General features: G+C 58.3%; 17 protein-coding genes. 9 read left to right on the forward strand and 8 right to left on the reverse strand.

Annotation, left to right across the window (positions count from 1 at the left end):
* The first annotated feature begins 5 nt into the window (after positions 1-5).
* Genes ccoG through ccoS form a run of 4 tightly spaced genes read left to right on the forward strand, consistent with a single transcriptional unit; the run spans position 6 to position 4,834 of the window.
* On the forward strand, positions 6-1,442 hold the full coding sequence (gene ccoG / locus GZH91_RS01460; protein WP_147072157.1) for a cytochrome c oxidase accessory protein CcoG: 1,437 nt from the start codon (positions 6-8) through the stop codon (positions 1,440-1,442).
* Positions 1,439-2,230, forward strand: coding sequence for a FixH family protein (locus GZH91_RS01465; RefSeq protein WP_147072155.1), 792 nt, complete (start codon positions 1,439-1,441; stop codon positions 2,228-2,230). Before ccoG ends, GZH91_RS01465 begins: the two co-directional genes overlap by 4 nt.
* A 7-nt stretch (positions 2,231-2,237) precedes the next feature.
* Positions 2,238-4,652, forward strand: a complete 2,415-nt coding sequence (locus GZH91_RS01470) for a heavy metal translocating P-type ATPase (RefSeq protein ID WP_147072153.1) — start codon at positions 2,238-2,240, stop codon at positions 4,650-4,652.
* Complete coding sequence (gene ccoS / locus GZH91_RS01475) at positions 4,649-4,834, forward strand: cbb3-type cytochrome oxidase assembly protein CcoS (RefSeq protein WP_147072151.1); 186 nt, start codon at positions 4,649-4,651, stop codon at positions 4,832-4,834. The genes GZH91_RS01470 and ccoS overlap by 4 nt, the downstream gene beginning before the upstream one ends.
* 273 nt (positions 4,835-5,107) lie before the next feature.
* Here ccoS and GZH91_RS01480 read toward each other — a convergent pair whose 3' ends face one another.
* The 6 genes from GZH91_RS01480 to ftsY all read right to left on the reverse strand — a co-directional run bounded on the left by GZH91_RS01480 (position 5,108) and on the right by ftsY (position 10,507).
* The gene (locus GZH91_RS01480) at positions 5,108-5,407 is read right to left on the reverse strand and encodes a helix-turn-helix domain-containing protein (protein ID WP_147072149.1); all 300 of its coding nucleotides are present in this window, start codon (positions 5,405-5,407) and stop codon (positions 5,108-5,110) included.
* Positions 5,408-5,419: 12 nt separating this feature from the next.
* Positions 5,420-6,709: a type II toxin-antitoxin system HipA family toxin gene (locus GZH91_RS01485; RefSeq protein WP_147072147.1), complete on the reverse strand. Its 1,290-nt coding sequence runs from the start codon at positions 6,707-6,709 to the stop codon at positions 5,420-5,422.
* Positions 6,710-6,995: 286 nt separating this feature from the next.
* Positions 6,996-7,844, reverse strand: coding sequence for an RNA polymerase sigma factor RpoH (rpoH, locus tag GZH91_RS01490; protein ID WP_147072145.1), 849 nt, complete (start codon positions 7,842-7,844; stop codon positions 6,996-6,998).
* Positions 7,845-7,923: 79 nt separating this feature from the next.
* Complete coding sequence (gene ftsX, locus GZH91_RS01495) at positions 7,924-8,832, reverse strand: permease-like cell division protein FtsX (RefSeq protein WP_147072143.1); 909 nt, start codon at positions 8,830-8,832, stop codon at positions 7,924-7,926.
* Positions 8,829-9,482, reverse strand: coding sequence for a cell division ATP-binding protein FtsE (gene ftsE / locus GZH91_RS01500; protein WP_147072141.1), 654 nt, complete (start codon positions 9,480-9,482; stop codon positions 8,829-8,831). The genes ftsX and ftsE overlap by 4 nt, the downstream gene beginning before the upstream one ends.
* Positions 9,479-10,507 (reverse strand): signal recognition particle-docking protein FtsY, encoded by a 1,029-nt coding sequence (gene ftsY, locus GZH91_RS01505; RefSeq protein ID WP_147072139.1) that lies wholly within the window; start codon positions 10,505-10,507, stop codon positions 9,479-9,481. Before ftsY ends, ftsE begins: the two co-directional genes overlap by 4 nt.
* Positions 10,508-10,601: 94 nt before the next feature.
* On the opposite strand from ftsY, the gene GZH91_RS01510 reads away from it, so the two are divergent.
* Genes GZH91_RS01510 through GZH91_RS01530 form a run of 5 tightly spaced genes read left to right on the forward strand, consistent with a single transcriptional unit; the run spans position 10,602 to position 14,607 of the window.
* Entirely contained in the window at positions 10,602-11,981 is a 1,380-nt protein-coding gene (locus tag GZH91_RS01510) for a M16 family metallopeptidase (RefSeq protein ID WP_147072137.1), read from the forward strand.
* Positions 11,981-13,288 carry a M16 family metallopeptidase gene (locus GZH91_RS01515; RefSeq protein ID WP_147072135.1) on the forward strand — a complete coding sequence of 436 codons (1,308 nt, stop codon included), beginning with the start codon at positions 11,981-11,983 and terminating at the stop codon, positions 13,286-13,288. The genes GZH91_RS01510 and GZH91_RS01515 overlap by 1 nt, the downstream gene beginning before the upstream one ends.
* Positions 13,285-13,860 carry a 16S rRNA (guanine(966)-N(2))-methyltransferase RsmD gene (gene rsmD / locus GZH91_RS01520; RefSeq protein WP_147072133.1) on the forward strand — a complete coding sequence of 192 codons (576 nt, stop codon included), beginning with the start codon at positions 13,285-13,287 and terminating at the stop codon, positions 13,858-13,860. The genes GZH91_RS01515 and rsmD overlap by 4 nt, the downstream gene beginning before the upstream one ends.
* Entirely contained in the window at positions 13,853-14,341 is a 489-nt protein-coding gene (gene coaD, locus GZH91_RS01525) for a pantetheine-phosphate adenylyltransferase (protein WP_147072131.1), read from the forward strand. Before rsmD ends, coaD begins: the two co-directional genes overlap by 8 nt.
* Before the next feature lie 11 nt (positions 14,342-14,352).
* Positions 14,353-14,607, forward strand: a complete 255-nt coding sequence (locus tag GZH91_RS01530) for a YfhL family 4Fe-4S dicluster ferredoxin (RefSeq protein ID WP_147072129.1) — start codon at positions 14,353-14,355, stop codon at positions 14,605-14,607.
* A 61-nt stretch (positions 14,608-14,668) separates the two neighbouring features.
* Here GZH91_RS01530 and GZH91_RS01535 read toward each other — a convergent pair whose 3' ends face one another.
* Both GZH91_RS01535 and mutM read right to left on the reverse strand, forming a co-directional pair.
* Positions 14,669-16,630: a dynamin family protein gene (locus GZH91_RS01535; RefSeq protein WP_147072127.1), complete on the reverse strand. Its 1,962-nt coding sequence runs from the start codon at positions 16,628-16,630 to the stop codon at positions 14,669-14,671.
* A 121-nt stretch (positions 16,631-16,751) separates the two neighbouring features.
* Positions 16,752-17,567 (reverse strand): bifunctional DNA-formamidopyrimidine glycosylase/DNA-(apurinic or apyrimidinic site) lyase, encoded by an 816-nt coding sequence (gene mutM / locus GZH91_RS01540; RefSeq protein WP_147072125.1) that lies wholly within the window; start codon positions 17,565-17,567, stop codon positions 16,752-16,754.
* Between the last annotated feature and the right edge of the window lie 4 nt (positions 17,568-17,571).

Below are 17,571 nucleotides of genomic sequence, written 5' to 3' on the forward strand. Positions count from 1 at the left end.
CATGCTTGGACGTTGGTATTGAAGAACCACGGGCGCTATATCAGAAGCGTATCCCGATTGTAACTCGTTCAGTCAAAGGGCGTTTTCGCAATTTCAAATGGGGGGTGATGGTACTGGCCTACGCCGTGTTCTTTGGGCTGCCGTGGCTGCCCTGGACGCGCCACGGTGTGGCTTCGCAGGCGGTCATGTTTGACCTGGGAGGGCGCCGCTTCTTCATTTTCGACCTGGTAATGTATCCGCAGAATGTGTTCTGGCTGGCGTTATTGCTGTTCATTGCCGCCACTTTCCTGTTTTTTGCCACTTCGTTGATTGGCCGCGCTTTTTGCGGCTACTTCTGTTTTCAGACTTTGTGGACGGATATATTCATCTGGATCGAGAAGCTTGTGCAGGGTGAGCGCCCCGCGCGCATCCGTCTGCAGCGTCAGCCATGGGACCGGGAGAAAATTCTCAAACTGGGGGTGACGCACGCTCTGTGGCTGCTGATTTCGTTCTGGACCGGCATGACGTTCATGCTCTACTACGGCTATGCGCCTGATCTGCTGGTACGGTTTTTTACCGGCCACGCTGCCTATGCCGCCTATGTCACGGTATTTGCCCTGACCGCCACCACCTACGCTGCAGCAGGGCTGATGCGCGAACAAATCTGCGCCTATGTATGCCCGTACGGCCGCTTCCAGAGCGTCATGTACGACCCCGAAACGCTGGCCGTCGCATATGACGCCAGACGTGGAGATGGCAGCATGGGACGTGCCGCGCCCAGAGCGGAGCTGAAAATTCACGCAATCCGCCAGCAGAAAGGCTACGGCGACTGCATTGATTGCGGGTTCTGCGTACAGGTGTGCCCGGCGGGAATTGATATTCGTGACGGTCTCCAATACCGCTGCATATCCTGCGGCTTATGTATTGATGCCTGCAACAACATCATGGATTCGGTGGGCTATCCACGCGGCCTGATCCGTTACGATTCCGAAGCCAATCTGGCACTGCCGCAACCTGCCAAGCCGCATATTCACTGGAAGCGACTCAAAGTTGTCGGCTATTTTGTCGCGCTTGGCGTCATGACCGGCGCGCTGGTATACAGCATCGCTACCCGTACCAATTTTGAACACGACGTGCAGCAGATACGCCAGCCGCTATACGTGGTGCTGTCCAATGGCGACATCCGCAACCGTTATCAGATCCGTCTCACCAACAAGAGCGGCGCTGATATGGAATATCGCATCACCACGCAGGGCCTGCCGCCAGGGGCGCTGGATCTGGGCGAGATGCAAACCGTCAAGGTGCACAGTGGCAATAGCGTGATTGTGCAGGCCAGTATCAAACTCACGCCGCAGCAGGTCGGAAAATATCCCAGGTTTGATTTTGTGATCACCCCGTTATCCGCACCGGAGGACAAGGTGGTAGAGCAGGTAAACTTTTATTCAAGGACGGACGAACAATGAGCTTGCTGGAAACGCTGTTTGGCGGCACGGTAATCGTGGTGATATTGCATTGGCTGCTCGGGCGCCTGGGGCTCGCAAACTACTGGCGCGGAGTGATTTCGGGCGCGGTTCCCACCATCGCTTATGCGTTCTACGCCGTTATCAACGGTGATGGCCTGGATGTGATCGCCATTCACGTCGCGATCTTCCTGGCCACTGCGACAGTGCTGAGCCTGCTTGCCAGCGATAAAAGCAATACCGGGAAACGCATGCACTGGGTGCCGAAAGCGCTGGTGGTATTTTTTGGCTTGCTGGCCGTGATCGATGGCACATTCGTTTCCATTTCCACCCAGGGCGTACCACCCTGGGTGGCCAGCATGATCATGCCGCGCGCCAAGGACCACCCGGTGTATTCCGGTTTCTCCGGGGTGACCGAGCACAATGACCAGGCTGCGAAGGCGGTCAATGAGCATCTTAAAATGCTCTCGGATGAACAGCAGCTGGGCTGGGAGGTGGAGATGATAGGCCTGAATACTCTGAAGGCAGGATCGGCCACTTCGAATAAACTCACCATGCGCCTGCACGACAGACAGAAACAGCCCATGCAGAATGCCGTGGTCACCTTGAATTTTTTCCGGCCAGGCTATGTGCAAACCCTGCCGCCCCTTCAGTTGCAGCAGAATAAACCGGGTGAGTACGACGGCAGTATCAGCATTCCCGATACGGGTTCATGGGTGGTCAAGCTGGTGATTGAGGCCGATGGTAAACGCATCGAACGCGAGCATGATGTGAGCGTGACGGCCTCCTGAGGAGTAGATGAGCGCCTCCGAATCCTGTTATCACTGTGGCCAGCCAGTCCCTGGCGGTGTAGGCTTCAGTGTCAATATCGCGCGTCAGTCGCGGGCAATGTGTTGCCTTGGTTGCCAGGCGGTCGCTCAGGCGATTGTGGATAATGGACTCTCCGAGTATTACAACAATCGCACCGCGCTACCCGGGCAAGGGCATGAAGTGTTGCCCGATGAGCTGAAAAAGCTTGCCCTGTATGACCATCCCGATATCCAGCGTAGCTTTGTAATCGATAGTGGCGAACACCTGCGCGAGGCGGTGCTGATCCTGGAGGGCATCACCTGCGCGGCCTGTGTCTGGCTCAATGAGCGCCACCTCAAACAACTGCCTGGGGTGAAATCGGTACAGGTCAATTACGCCAATCATCGTGCCCGGGTTGCCTGGGACAGCCGCGAAATCACGCTGTCGCGTATTCTGCAGGAAATCCAGCTGCTCGGTTATAACGCGCATCCCTACAGCGCACTGCAAGCCGATGCCTTGCGCAAATCCCGGCGCAAAAAAGATTTGCAGCGTATTGCCATAGCCGGAATCGGTTCGGCACAGGCAATGATGCTGTCGGTCGGCCTGTATGCAGGTAACTGGGATGGCATGGATCCCAATACGGTGATGCTGCTGCGCTGGTTCGGCCTGCTGTTGACGCTGCCGGTGGTGACCTTTTCTGCAATGCCGTTTTACCGCGCGGCATGGAGTGGCATCAAGTCCGGGCATCTGAATATGGATGCGCCCGTGGCGCTGGCGATTATTACTGCTTTCATCGGTAGCGTGTGGGTCACCCTGTTCGGCGGCGCGCATGTTTATTACGATTCCATCGGCATGTTTACCCTGTTCTTGCTGGGCACCCGCCTGCTGGAAGCGGGCGCACGTGGAAAATCGGTTGAATCGGCAGAGAATCTGCTCAAGCTTCAGCCCACCATGGCCATCCGGCTGCGTGCTGGTCAACAGGAATATGTGCCGGTACTGGATCTGGTGTGCGGTGACTGCATCCTGGTCAAACCTGGCGAAACGGTAGCCGCAGATGGCCTGGTGGCGGAAGGTGTGTCTACGGTGGATGAAGCGCTGTTGACCGGCGAGTCACGCCCGGTTGTCAAACAGCCGGGGCAGAGTGTGATCGCAGGTAGCGTTAATCTGGAAAGCCCACTTATCCTGACGGTGACCGGGGTGGGTGAAAATACCGTACTCGCCGGCATCGTACGTTTGGTGGACAAGGCGCAGGCCGAAAAACCGCGCATCGCCGCGCTCGCCGACCGTGCCGCTTCCTTGTTTACCGTGGCGCTGCTGATTTTTACTGCGTTCGTCGGGCTGGTCTGGTTATTCGTTGACCGCAGTCAGGTGCTGGATATTGTACTTGCGGTGCTGGTGGTGACTTGCCCATGCGCATTGTCGCTGGCAATACCTGCGGCACTGGCAGCGGCAGGCTCGCATCTCATCAAATGCGGTATCCTGGTGACGCGTGGCCATGCACTGGAAACCCTGGCGCGAGTGAATCATGTGGTGTTCGACAAGACCGGCACCCTGACGCAAGGCAAGCCAGTGGTGGTAGACGTGATCGCACTGGCGGATGTGCCGGCAGCGCAGTGTGATGTGCTGGCAGCGAGTCTGGAGCAGGCCTCGGAACACCCGCTGGCAGCGGCGTTTAAAGGGCGCGTATCGGCGCCTGATTTGCTGGCCGTGCAAATGGCGCGTAATCACCCGGGCCAGGGGGTGTCGGGTGAAGCTGGCGGGCAATGTTATACCCTGGGTAATCAGGCATTTTCATCTGCAAGCCACGGCGTGGCCGTTGAAGATTATGCCACGCGCTACCCCAGCGCCACTTTGGTATGGCTGTGCGACGCCATGCGGCCATTGGCCGTGTTTGTGCTGGAAGACCCGCTGCGCGGCGATGCTGTGCAGGCTGTTGCGACGCTCAAGGCGCGCGGGATTGATGTCAGCATTTTAAGCGGTGATAACGAAACTACGGTACGCCATGTCGGGAATGCGCTGGGCGTGAGCAATCTCCACTGGCAGCAAAAACCCCAGGACAAGCTGGCAGCTTTGCAAGCCATACAGCGCGCTGGCGCCATCGTGGCGATGGTAGGTGATGGCATCAATGATGCGCCGGTACTGGCCGGTGCGCAGGTGTCGTTTGCCATGGGGGCAGGTACTGCTGTGGCTAATCAGAGTAGCGACATCGTGTTGCTCTCGAACCGGCTGGGCGATGTTGCGCAGGCGCTGGAAACCGGACGCGCCACGCTATCGGTGATGCGCCAGAATCTGTTTTGGGCGGCGGCGTATAATCTGATTGCATTACCGTTTGCCGCGCTGGGTTATGTTTCGCCGTGGCTGGCTGCGCTGGGTATGTCCATCAGTTCCATGGTGGTGGTATTGAATGCTTTGAGGCTAAGATGACTTCTACGTTGGTATTTCTGCTGGGCTTGACGGTCATATTTATTTTGCTGATCGGTTTCGGTATTTTCTGGGCAATCAAAAGCGGCCAGTTCGAAGACATGGAAGGCCCGGCGCAGCGTATTCTGATGGATGAGGATGACCCGATGCTGCCGTCCAATCAATTGAGCGACAAAAAGAAATAGTTTAAAATTGAGACCATCGTTAATATCGTCGCGTAAGGAGGATGGATCATGAATCAGCTGTTCAACAAAACTAATATGCCGATGACCATTGTGGTGAGCCTCATTGTGTTTGCCTGGCTCAGCTTCTTCTCGGTAATTCTGTTTGGCTGATACGCCATAGCCAATAACAAACCCCGCACAGGCGCTAGGCGTTAAGCTATGGTGTTGATGATTTGATTGAAAGCCACGCCTCTCTTGGCTTGGCTGCCTGATTCCGCGGAAAAGAATTTTTCTTCAGAAGTAAGACTCCTTGGCTTTATCCAGGGCCACGCTTAAGCGCAACCCCAGCACGCCAAGGATGCGATTCAGGGTTTTTACTGTACCGGGACTGTTCCCCAGCTCAATGTCCTGCACGGTGCGGTAGGAAACCCCGGCTAACTTGGCCAGCTCCGCGGTAGTCAACCGCAGACCCTTTTTGAGCTGGCATACCGACTCCTGCAGCGACCACTCTGGATGCGCCAGCAGCTCGTCTATGACCTGCTGCCGCAGTTGCATTTGCTGGTAAAGCGAAATCGGCTTATAGCGTCTATCCACGGGGTGCCTCGTTCAATGCAATGCTTCCAGGGCTCGTGCTTGGGCCCTGATACCGGGTTCCAGGTACTGATGTACAGCAGGTTCCAGGCCGAATGCCTTACCGTTCTCTGCAACGTCCAGGAGAGGATTGACCATTGCCTGAAGTCCGGCAACCAACTTGCCACGCTTCAACTCACAAGTCTCAGCCACCCAACCCAATACGGCGTTCCAGTCCTGGGTGACGTTCTCTTTGTCTTCCCAGCGGATGCGCCTGGCTAGGCCGTCAGGGTGCAGATACATGGGCGCGAAATCGAACACTGGAGTTAGCCGGATGCGGCCATCGAAGTCTCGCTGGATGGCAGTGTTTCTGGCGTGGTTATCCGTGTTGCCAAAGGCGATGTTTGCGATGTCCCGGCGAAGATACTCAAGAATTTCTGCTTGCGGATCACTGCACACCTCGGCGAGCTTCACGCAGGCCTCATCATGTGATGGAACGACGCCGAATCCGGCACGTCCCGTCAGTGCAGCCAGACTTTCCTGGCCCAGCCGAACAAGCTGGCCGTCTACTCGTGCGCGGTCGAAACGTGGAATGAACAAGGCCCGCTCGCGCAAAGTCAGTGGCGCGTGCACGCGAACACCCAGATGCGCAGCGATAGTCATGTAAGGGGCTTCCTGGCGAAGAATGGTTGCCAGTTGTTCGTTGGCTCCGCGCCCGAATTTGACGATGAAGTGTTCGACTCCCTCGCTATCGGGCAGGGTATGATCCAGATACAGCAACCCGTCCTTGGCCCGGGTCATAAGCAACTTTGGCCATTCACCCTGCACGCCGGAGGAGCCTGCCACGAAAAGGCCGTGCAAGCTGAGGTAGTGCATAAAGTCCTCGGATCGCTCCGCCACGACCGTGTCTGTGAATCCCCGCACGGGGCCACTGCGATCCTGCAGCCATTGCGCAGCTTCCTTTATTCTCAGATGGCCAATTGGATTACCCGCGCCCGCGAGCAGCAGGGGCCAGTCCCCCGCAGACTCCAGGGTCTCGGGCAGTTTCAGCTGCCGCAGCAGTTCGCCGCGACCGTACCCCTGGGGCAGCATATCAATCAGGAACACCGGCCAATGGTTGAACTTCTGGGGAGCCAGAGACACAGGGAACCGACTCCCAAGTGCCCAGGCATCACGAGCACCTGCGTGTTCCAACGCCCATTCCGCATCGTAGCCAGTGTAGGTGGGCGTGCGCCAGCCTAGCTGCGCCGGCCCAAGCAGAGCCGTATTGGCAACATCGTGCCATCTACTGGCAGCATAAAGTTGAATGGTGCATTCGTTTTCCATTTGCACATAAATATATACGAAAATAGGCGAAATATCAATCTAGATACGATAGAAATATGTGCATATATGACAATTCATCTCCGTAAGACACGGTCGTGTGTGCCCCAAGGTTATGGCATGCGTAGTGCCAAAAATATAAACCCGCAATGCCTTCCGGCATGTGCGGGTCTCGGTGCGATTAGCAAAATAATCGAGGTTCAGTCTTTTACCCCAGCGCCAAAATCATCAACACGGCAACTATACGCCTAGGCACAGGCGGAGTTTTTTATTGGCCCTGGCAAGGGTATCAAACCATCGCAGCCTTCATTTTCTGAAATGCCTTTTGCTCGATCTGGCGTACGCGTTCGGCAGAAATGTTGTATTGCGCGGCCAGGTCGTGCAATGTGGCGCTTTCATCCTCACGTAACCAACGTGCCTCGACGATGTGGCGGCTGCGCGCATCGAGGCTGTCCAGTGCAGACATCAGGCCAGTGCTGGTGCGCTGCTCGTTTTCACTGCGCGCCAGAATTTGCGATGGTTCATCTTCGGCATTGGTCAGGTACGCCAGCGGGCCGTAACCCTCCTCGCCGTCTTCGCCCAAAGGCTCCAGCGTGATGTCCTGTCCGGAAAAGCGCGCCTCCATTTCCAGCACTTCCTCGCGCTTGACGCCCAGTTCTTTAGCCATGGCGCTAGCTTCATCCGGAGTGAGGCTGTTAAGTCCGGATTTGTGGCTGCGCAGGTTGAAAAACAGCTTGCGCTGGCCTTTGGTGGTGGCGATTTTTACCATGCGCCAGTTGCGCAGGATGTATTCGTGCATTTCTGCTTTGATCCAGTGCATGGCAAATGACACCAGGCGCACACCGCGCTCCGGGTCGAAGCGCTTGACTGCCTTCATCAGGCCGATGTTGCCTTCCTGGATCAGGTCGGCCTGAGGCAGGCCATAGCCTATGTATTTGCGCGCGATACTCACCACCACACGCAGATGCGACATCACCAGGCGGCCAGCGGCTTCCAGGTCGTTATCATCGCGCAGGCGGCGCGCCAGCGAAATTTCTTCCTCCGGGCTCAGCATGGGATAGCTGTTGACGGTGTGAATATAACTGTCCAGGCTGCCGGCACTGTTGCTCAATACCGGTAATGCAAAAGCGTGTGACATGGTGTGTTCCTCCTTGAGCTCATTTTAGCACTCCGTATAAGAGAGTGCTAACTGTGTAAAGTTCACAAGAATATCGCGATTACCGAGGCTCTATCAGGCGCAGACTGCGGCTCACAGCAAGGTAAGCGCCGAGCCAGCCAAGTGCTGCCGCCGTGGCAAGCAGAACCAGTGCCTCCGTCAGCCCCAGGCCAAGCAAATGAAACCGTGATGCGTAGAGTGCCGCCAGCTTGCTCGCCTGCAGGTCGAGCAGAAGTACGGAGACCGCCACAATCAGCCACGCAGTGAGCCCTCCGAACAGCCCCTGCACTACGCCGAAATACAGAAATGGGCGGCGGATATAGCGATCGGTGGCACCGATCAGGCGGCTGACTTCGATTTCTTCGCGGCGGGTAAGGATTTGCAGACGGATGGTATTTCCCGATACGGCCACCAGGGCCGCGCCCAGCAGGATTGCCAGCATTAATACCAGATCGCGTCCCAGGCCAAGCAGTGCAGTGAGGCGCTGCGCCCACTGGCTGTCATCCTGTACCTGGGCGACTTGTGGCCAGCCACGAATATCTGCGGCGATGCGCGCCATGTTTTGGGCGTCGGCCTGCGCCGGGGTGATGATCCATGCATCCGGCAGCGGGTTATTGTTCAAGCCCGCCGTAAGATCGCTCATGCCGGCTTGCTCCGACAGTGCCGCCAGCGCCTGCGCACGCGGCACGAAGCGAAAACCGGCGAGATCAGGGCGTGCCTGCAGGCGCTGGCGCATGGCAGCGATGTCGGTGTCATGTGCATCCTGGTGCATGAAAACGCTGATTTCGGGCCGGGCGGGCAGATTGCCGGCGAGGCGCGTGACATTGTGCAGCAATACAAACAGCCCGGCAGGCAGGCTTAGCGCGACGCCGATGGCGATAATGGCAAACAAGGTGGCGAATGGGGTTTTGCCCATGCGCGCCAAGGTTGCAATGAGTGCATGGCGATGGTGTGCGAGCCAGGTCATCATGACAGCAGTATCCCGTGTTCCAGATGTATCACCCGGCTGCCATAGGCACGGATGGCGTCTTCATTGTGTGAGGCGATGACCAGGGTGACGCCCACCTGGTTGAACGCTTTGAACATATCCATGATGTCGCGCGCGTAGTCCGCGTCCAGGTTGCCGGTGGGTTCATCGGCCAACACCAGGCTGGGGCGCGACACGATGGCGCGGGCAATACACAGGCGCTGCTGCTCGCCCCCCGAGAGGGTGATGGGATTGGCTTTTTCGCGCTTGAGCAGTCCCACCTTGTCGAGTGCCGCGCGCGCGCGGCCAGCCGCCTCATGGCGTGAAAACCCGGCGATCTGTAAAGGCAGCAGCACATTTTGCATGACGCTGCGGTCGAATAACAGTTTGTGATCCTGGAATATCAAGCCGATATTGCGACGCAGGTAGGGAACCGCGGCACGGCGCATTTTGCCCACATTCTGGCAGTTAACCGTCACGCTGCCCGCAGTGGGGCGCTCGATAGCGGCGATGAGTTTGAGCAGCGTGGACTTGCCGGCACCCGAGTGCCCGGAGAGAAATACCATCTCGCCGCTGGCGATTTCAAAGGATGCATTGGACAAGGCCTCATGGCCGCCCGGATAGCGCTTGGTCACTGCATCAAAACGTATCATGGCGCCGGTGCCTCGAATAGTGCATCAACAAAATCATGTGCCACAAACGGGCGCAAATCATCCAGGCCCTCGCCCACCCCGATAAAGCGGATCGGGCGCGGGCGGGTTTTGGCGATGGCTGCAATCACCCCGCCCTTGGCCGTGCCGTCGAGCTTGGTGAGCACCAGGCCGGTGACGTTCAGTGCATCGTCAAACGCTGTTACCTGGGTTACCGCGTTTTGTCCGGTGTTGGCGTCGAGCACCAGCAATACTTCATGCGGGGCCGTGGGTTCAGCTTTCCGGATCACGCGCCTGACTTTGCGGATTTCCTCCATCAGGTTGAGCTGGGTGGGCAGGCGGCCGGCAGTGTCGGCCAGCACGATGTCAATGCCGCGGGCGCGGGCGGCGGCAATGGCATCGAAAATCACCGCCGCCGAATCGCCGCCGTCCTGCGCAATCACCGCCACATTGTTACGCTCGCCCCACACCATCAGTTGCTCGCGCGCGGCGGCGCGAAATGTGTCGCCCGCCGCCAGCAGCACCGATTTGCCCTGCGCCTGGTAATATTTGGCCAGCTTGCCGATGGTGGTGGTTTTGCCTGCGCCATTCACTCCCGCCAGCATGATCACATAGGGTTTGTGGGTGCTTACATCCAATGCCTGTTCGAGCGGTGCGAGCAGCGTGCACAGTGCATCGTGCAGGGCAGACTGCAGCTGGGCGGCGTCGGTAAGCCGGTCTTTTTTTACCCGCTGGCGCAGGCTGTCGAGCAGATACTGGCTGGCATCAACGCCCACATCGGCAGTGAGCAGGATGGTTTCCAGTTCGTCGTACAGGTCTGCGTCTATCTTGCCGCCGCGTGAAAACAGGCTGGTCAGTTGCTTGCCCAGTTGTTCCCGGGTGCGGCTCAAACCCTGCTTCAGACGTTGCGCCCAGGATAACTGGTACGCAGGTCCGGCAGGCGTCTCAGCGGCTGCCGGTGCAGTCGGCGTGGGCGCGGTTTCGGCAGGGATGGGCTTGTCGCCGGATTTCTTGAAGAAACTAAACACAGTGTGGGCAGTCTTTAAACAGTGTGCGGAAACGCAGCATAATCGCGACGCCTATTTTATCATGCGTCCTGTCCTAACTTATTCCGGGATTGTAATGAAGCTTATAAAACACTATCTCGCCATCGGCATTTTATGCCTGGCAACGCCAGCCCTGGCCGCAGTGCAGGAATTTCATCTCGCCAACGGTTTGCGCGTCCTGGTCAAGGAAGACCATCGCGCGCCGATTGTGGTATCGCAGGTATGGTACCGCGCCGGCAGTCTGGATGAATTCAACGGCACCACCGGGGTTGCCCATGTGCTCGAACACATGATGTTCAAGGGCACCCGGGATGTGCCCGACGGACAGTTTTCCAGATTGATTGCGGCAGCGGGTGGGCGTGAAAATGCGTTTACCAGCCGTGACCATACCGCCTATTTTGAACAACTGCAAAAAGACCGGCTGGGGCTGGCGCTCAAGCTGGAAGCCGACCGCATGCACAATCTCATCCTGTCCGACGCCGATTTTGCCAAGGAAATCCAGGTGGTGATGGAGGAGCGCCGCATGCGCACCGATGACAAGCCGCAGGCGCTGGTGTACGAGCAGTTGATGGCCACCGCATTTCAGGAAAGCCCCTACCGGCGCCCGGTCATCGGCTGGATGAACGATCTGCAGCACATGACCGTGAATGATGCGCGCGACTGGTACCAGCGCTGGTACGCGCCCAATAACGCCACGCTGGTGGTGGTGGGTGACGTCCAGGCTGATGCGGTGAAACAGCTGGCTGAGCGTTATTTCGGGCCGATTCCAGCGCGGCTGCTGGCGCCACGCAAACCCCAGCCGGAGCCGGCGCAAACCGGCATCAAGCGCGTGACGGTCAAGGCACCCGCCAAGCTGCCGTATCTCATCATGGCTTACCACGCGCCGGTACTGCGTGATGTCGACAAGGACTGGGAACCCTATGCGCTGCAAGTATTGGCGGCGGTGCTGGACGGCGGCGATGCCGCGCGTCTGACCCGCAACCTGGTGCGCGCGCAGCGCGTGGCCAGCGCTGCAGGCGCCGATTACGACGCCGTGGCGCGCGGCCCGGGCCTGTTCCTGCTCGATGGCACGCCTTCCGAGGGCAAGACTGCTGCCGATCTGGAAGCTGCGCTGCGTGCCCAGATCGAACTCATCAAGCGCGATGGTGTGAGTGCCGACGAATTGAAGCGGGTCAAGGCGCAGGTAATCGCGTCCGACGTGTATCAGCGCGATTCCACTTTTTACCAGGCCATGCAACTGGGCGAGTATGCAACTGCCGGACTGCCGGTATCCGAGATTGAGGCGCGCGTGAAAAAATTGCAGGCGGTGACCCCCGAACAGGTACGCGACGTGGCACGCAAATACCTGGTGGATGACGAGCTGACCGTGGCTACGCTGGATCCGCAACCATTCGACAACAAGCCCCCGCGTCCCGACATTCCGGAGATGCGTCATACTGGTGGAGAACTTCGATAATGCGTACGCTGTTTGCCCTGTTTGCTGTATTCGCCGCGCTTAGCGCGCACGCCAGCCTGCCCATCCAGCACTGGGTTTTGGCCAATGGTGCCAAGGTGTATTTTGTGGAAAGCCACGATTTGCCGATTCTGGATGTCAGCGTCGATTTTCCCGCCGGTACGGCGCTGGAGCCCGCCAACAAGGGCGGGGTGGCCAATCTTACACGCCACCTGCTGAGCCTGGGCGCGGGCGGGCTGGATGACAACCAGATCGCACGCGGGATGGCCGACGTGGGTGCGGAGCTGGGCGGACGTTTCGACGCGGATCGGGCCGGGCTGACGCTGCGCACCCTGAGCAGCCCGGAGCAACGCAATGCTGCCCTGGCGATACTGGCCAAAGTGCTGCAACAGCCGGCTTTTCCCGAGGCTGTGTTGGCGCGGGAAAAAGCGCGTGTCATCGCCACTTTGCAAGAAGCCGAAGCCCGGCCCGAGAGTATTGCTGCCAAGGCGTTTCAGATTGCGGTGTTTGGCAACCACCCCTACGCGCGTCGCGACAGTGGCGAGATCGACAGCGTGAGCAAGCTCAATGTGGCCGATGTGCAGGATTTTTATCGTAGCCACTATGCCGCATCGGGCGCGGTGGTTGCATTGATGGGCGATATCGGCCGTGTCGAGGCGGACCGCATTGCCCACCAGCTCACCGATCAATTGCCGCCAGCCAGCGGCGCGGCCAGCCTGAGCATACCGCCGGTGCCTGCATTGCAGCAGGCGCTGTCGCGCACCATTCCCTTCCCCGCCAAGCAGAGCCAGGTGCTCATTGGCCAGCCCGGCGTGAAACGCGGCGATCCGGACTATTTCGCCCTGTATGTGGGCAACTACATCCTGGGCGGCGGTGGTTTCGATTCACGTCTGCTCAATGAGGTGCGCCAAAAACGCGGCCTGGCGTACAGCGTATACAGTTATTTCATGCCCATGCGCGAGGCGGGCGCATTTCAGATTGGCCTGCAAACCCGCACCGACCAGACCAGCGAGGCGCTGCAGGTAGTGCGCCAGACACTGGCGAATTTTGTCACCAGGGGGGTGACCGACGCGGAGCTGACCCAGGCCAAGAACAACATTGTTGGCGGCTTCCCGCTGCGCATAGACAGCAACAAGGAAATCCTCGAATACCTTGCCGTGATCGGTTTTTATGACCTGCCGCTGAATTACCTGGACGAATTCCCGAAGCGGGTCGAAGCGGTCACCGCTGAACAAATTCAGGCTGCATTCAAACGCCATATCCATCCAGACAGGCTGGTCACCATCGTGGTGGGCGGCAGCGGCAAATGAATCACGCCAGTACCGCGCGCAACCGGGTGCGCATCATCAGCGGCCAGTGGCGGCGGCGCCTGATCACCTTTCCCGACGCCGAGGGTCTGCGCCCCACCCCGGATGCGGTGCGTGAAAAGCTGTTCAACTGGCTGGGTCAGGAATTGCATGGCCTGGACTGTCTCGATTTGTTCGCCGGTAGCGGTGCACTCGGATTTGAAGCAGCTTCGCGCGGTGCACGGCGCGTGGTGATGGTGGAAAAAAACCGTGTCGTGCTGAATGCGCTGCAGCTCAGTGCAGCCGCACTGGCAGCGAACAATGTCGTCGTGTTGCAGGGGGATGGGGTAAAATTCCTGTCTGAGTATCGTGGCTGCTTTGACGTGGTGTTCCTCGACCCGCCTTATGCCGCGGGTTTGCAGGTGCAGGTATTGGCAGCGTTGCCGCCGCATCTGAACTCCGGCGCCAGCGTGTATGTCGAGCACGACGGAGATCTGGCAACACCGGCTGGCTGGAAGGTGTGGCGCCAAGGACGCTCGGGTAAAGCGCATTTTTGCCTGCTCAAACAGGCGCAGGAACAGGACGGTCATGTATAAAATTGCAGTATACCCCGGCACTTTTGATCCGGTTACCCGCGGCCATGAAGACCTGGTGCGGCGTGCGCTGCGTATTTTTGACGAAGTCGTGGTGGCGGTCGCTGCAGGCAGCCACAAGCGCCCGTTTTTTGATTTGAGCGAGCGCGTGGAGATGGCGCAGCAGGTGTTTGCCGATGCGCCGCCGGTACGCGTGGTGGGTTTTTCCGGCCTGCTCATGCAACTGGTCGCCGAGCAGGGAGCACACATCATCCTGCGCGGCTTGCGTGCGGTGTCGGATTTTGAATACGAATTTCAGCTCGCCGGCATGAACCGCCACCTCAATCCCGAAGTGGAAACGGTGTTCATGACCCCGGCCGAACAGCTGATGTTTATTTCCGCCAGCATGGTGCGCGAAATTGCCCTGTTGGGCGGCGACGTGAGCCAGTTTGTTCCGCACTTGGTAGCACAGCGGCTCCAGGCTAGAATTGAATCAACCAAGTAAAGGATAGTGAAATGTCTCTGTTAATTACCGATGAATGCATCAATTGCGACGTATGCGAGCCGGAGTGCCCCAACGAGGCGATTTATCAGGGCGACAGCATTTATGAAATCGACCCGAACAAATGCACCGAGTGCGTGGGTCATTACGATGCCCCGCAGTGTGTGGAGGTATGCCCGGTGGATTGCATCCCGCTGGGGATTGAGGAAACCCACGAGCAATTGATGGATCGCTATCTGTCGCTGACCGGGCAGAAAGCGTCAGTCTGAGCTTGGGTTTACCTAAAAAAGCCCCGCGAGCGGGGCTTTTTTATTAGGGCTGAATAAGGCGTCAGGCAGCGGCGGTGTTGACTTCGGTCAGGCCAGGGTTGAGCACGGTGGTGACATGTGACTGCATGCCATCCAGCTCATCCAGTTGTCTGCGCAGGGTGACCTGCATCTGCTGCAGTTCGGCGATGCGGTCTTCCAGCGTGTCGGTGGCCTTGTGGATACGTTTGATGCTTTCCAGACGCCGGCGCAGCTGCATCTGGTGTTCGCGGACCTGCGTTTCCATCGGTGCCATCACCGCCTTGAGCCAGTTGTCGGCTTCGCGGTTGGCCACTTCATAAATATTGACCACGCGGCTGGCCAGTGTCTCGAAGAATTTGGCAGTCAGTGTGTACTGTTCGTTGGTAAGCATGTTGAGCAGTGTGTTGAAGTGCTCGTTGTAGCTCTTTTCCAGACGCTCCATCTCCTTTTTGTACTTGAAGGTCGAGTAGCTGGGCGGAGTGGCTTCGATCAGGCCATGTTCCTCGCTGAACTTCCTGTACATCGCCGTCATCATGGACTTGATCTCTTCGATCTGTTCCGCGGAGTGGGTGATGTTGGCGTTAACATGGATGAAGAAAGCGCTCATCGCCTCGCGCAGACCCTTGGTGAAGCGGCTGCTTTCCATGGCGATGCGGGTGTCGCGCACCTCGGTCTTGATGCGATCCATGCCCAGATAATCGAATAGCGCGTTGGATTGCTGCGAGAACACGCTGCGCAGCGCCTGGAACTGTTGCAGGCCTTTTTCAAAGTGGGTTTTTTCTTCCTCCACCTTGGTCATCATGTGTTGTACAACCTCTTCGTTTTTGCCGCGCAGGCCGGTCAGTTCGTCCAGCTGTTCGTCGATGTTGGTCATGCGCGCAGTGAGCAAGGCGCGCGTGCCGGACATCAGGTCATGCATTTCGCTTTCGGTATTGTCGCGCACGATCTCGCGTTTGGACGGGATCAGCTCTTCGCTTAACGCGCGCTCCAGTTCACCCAACCGGCTTCTGGCAAGCAGCGCGGCATCGCCGTTGACCTTGGCGAGCAGACCCTTTTGGGCAGAGGCCGGATAAATCTGGGTGGCATCCAGGCCAAGCAGATTGGCGCAGCTATGCACCTGGCTGGTGATTTCCCGGTCGATCGCGTCGGCCTGTTTGAGGTCGTCCCACAGTCCATCAATCTTGTTGAGCACGACCAGCCGCCCTTTATTGCGGCTTTGCAGGGTGGCGATGTGGTTGCGCCACACTTCGATATCGGACTTGGTCACGCCGGTGTCTGCGGCGAGAATGAACACGATGGCGTGGGCGTTGGGCAACAGGTTGAGGGTAAGTTCGGGTTCGGTGCCGATGGCGTTGAGTCCCGGCGTGTCGAGTATTACCAGTCCTTTTTTCAGCAGCGGATGCGGAAAATTGATGATGGCGTGGCGCCAGCGCGGAATCTCCACACGGCCATCATCATCCACGGTGAGCATGGCATCGGCATCCCCTTCGTGATAGAGGCCGTATTTGGCAGCTTCATCCTTGGATACCTTACGGGTTTCGCCGACTTGCAGCATGGCAGCGGTCATCGCCTCGGCTGAATCGGTATTGAGCGGGGTTGTAATCCATTCCTCCGGATAGCGTTTGTACTCGGCGGTGGTCACGCTGCTGCCACGGGTTTCGATGGGTAGCAGCTGGATCGAGGGCGGCCGTTCCGGGTCGTAGAGCAGCTCGGTGGGGCACATGGTGGTGCGCCCGGCAGTGGAGGGGAGCAGGCGCTGCTTGTAATCAGCAAAGAAGATCGCGTTGATCAGTTCCGACTTGCCGCGCGAAAACTCGGCGACAAAAGCCACATTGAGCTTGTCCTCCGCCAGCCGGTCGAGCAGATGCTGCAGGCGCAGATCAATCTGGCCGTCGTTGATTTCCTGTTCGCTGAGCCAGTCGCGGTAACCCGCAATGCTGTGCGCCAGACGTTCGCGCCAGGCGCTGTAATGCTCGAACTGTTCGACCAGGGTATTGTTGGACATGATGCGCTCTCCTGAATGGGCGTTTTTTGTATTTTGCCGGCTCATTATCGGCCAAATATTTAACCGCTTCAATGGTTTGTGAATTTCTCTATAAATAACCCGAAGCAAAGCTCATGCCCATTCAAGTCTGACAATGGGGGCAATAAAATGTGGAGCGCTGTCCCTGGCGCATGTGTTTGATGGAACCAGCGCATACCCGGCATGATTCCCCGCTGCGCCCATACACCATATATTGCTGCTGGAAATAGCCAGCCTCGCCCGCGCTGTTGACGAAATCGCGCAGTGTGCTGCCACCGGCCTCGATCGCGCGCGCCAAGATGGCACGGATGGCCGTTGTCAGCCTGGCGTAACGCGTGCGCGACAGCCTGCCGGCAGGCGTGGTGGGGCGGATGCCGGCATGGAACAGCGCTTCATTGGCATAAATATTTCCCACGCCAACCACCACGTGACTGTCCATCAGAAACGTTTTGATGGACACTTTGCGGCCGCGTGAACATCCATGCAGGTAATGCGCATCGAATGTATCCGACAAGGGCTCCAGTCCCAGATTTTCCAGCAGGGGGTGACGTAAAACGTCGCTTTGCGTCCACAATACGGCACCAAAACGGCGCGGGTCGCGCAGGCGGATACAGGTGCCATTGTCGAGCACCAGATCAACATGGTCATGTACGCCTGCCGGTGAGTTGCTGTCCATGATACGCAGACTACCCGACATACCCAGATGCAGGATGAGGGTGCCGCGCTGCAGCGTCACAATCAGATATTTGGCACGCCGCGTCAGGCTCAGGATGGCCTGTCCGGCCACTTGCTGCGCCAGGTCGGCAGGTACCGGCCAGCGTAGTTGCGCGTTGCGCACCAGCGCAGTAACGAGGTGGCGCCCAATGCAATGCGGGGCCAGCCCGCGACAGGTGGTTTCAACTTCGGGAAGCTCGGGCATGAGT

Source organism: Sulfuriferula plumbiphila (assembly GCF_009938015.1).
Taxonomy (GTDB): Bacteria; Pseudomonadota; Gammaproteobacteria; order Burkholderiales; family Sulfuriferulaceae; genus Sulfuriferula; species Sulfuriferula plumbiphila.

What these genes read in the sequence shown, in the direction of transcription:
- GZH91_RS01465 (WP_147072155.1), top strand. Translation starts at nt 1,439, where the DNA reads ATGAGCTTGCTGGAAACGCTGTTTGGCGGCACGGTAATCGTGGTGATA.
- GZH91_RS01470 (WP_147072153.1), top strand. Translation starts at nt 2,238, where the DNA reads ATGAGCGCCTCCGAATCCTGTTATCACTGTGGCCAGCCAGTCCCTGGC.
- ccoS (WP_147072151.1), top strand. Translation starts at nt 4,649, where the DNA reads ATGACTTCTACGTTGGTATTTCTGCTGGGCTTGACGGTCATATTTATT.
- GZH91_RS01485 (WP_147072147.1), bottom strand. Translation starts at nt 6,709, where the DNA reads ATGGAAAACGAATGCACCATTCAACTTTATGCTGCCAGTAGATGGCAC.
- rpoH (WP_147072145.1), bottom strand. Translation starts at nt 7,844, where the DNA reads ATGTCACACGCTTTTGCATTACCGGTATTGAGCAACAGTGCCGGCAGC.
- ftsX (WP_147072143.1), bottom strand. Translation starts at nt 8,832, where the DNA reads ATGATGACCTGGCTCGCACACCATCGCCATGCACTCATTGCAACCTTG.
- ftsE (WP_147072141.1), bottom strand. Translation starts at nt 9,482, where the DNA reads ATGATACGTTTTGATGCAGTGACCAAGCGCTATCCGGGCGGCCATGAG.
- GZH91_RS01510 (WP_147072137.1), top strand. Translation starts at nt 10,602, where the DNA reads ATGAAGCTTATAAAACACTATCTCGCCATCGGCATTTTATGCCTGGCA.
- GZH91_RS01515 (WP_147072135.1), top strand. Translation starts at nt 11,981, where the DNA reads ATGCGTACGCTGTTTGCCCTGTTTGCTGTATTCGCCGCGCTTAGCGCG.
- rsmD (WP_147072133.1), top strand. Translation starts at nt 13,285, where the DNA reads ATGAATCACGCCAGTACCGCGCGCAACCGGGTGCGCATCATCAGCGGC.
- coaD (WP_147072131.1), top strand. Translation starts at nt 13,853, where the DNA reads ATGTATAAAATTGCAGTATACCCCGGCACTTTTGATCCGGTTACCCGC.
- GZH91_RS01530 (WP_147072129.1), top strand. Translation starts at nt 14,353, where the DNA reads ATGTCTCTGTTAATTACCGATGAATGCATCAATTGCGACGTATGCGAG.
- GZH91_RS01535 (WP_147072127.1), bottom strand. Translation starts at nt 16,630, where the DNA reads ATGTCCAACAATACCCTGGTCGAACAGTTCGAGCATTACAGCGCCTGG.
- mutM (WP_147072125.1), bottom strand. Translation starts at nt 17,567, where the DNA reads ATGCCCGAGCTTCCCGAAGTTGAAACCACCTGTCGCGGGCTGGCCCCG.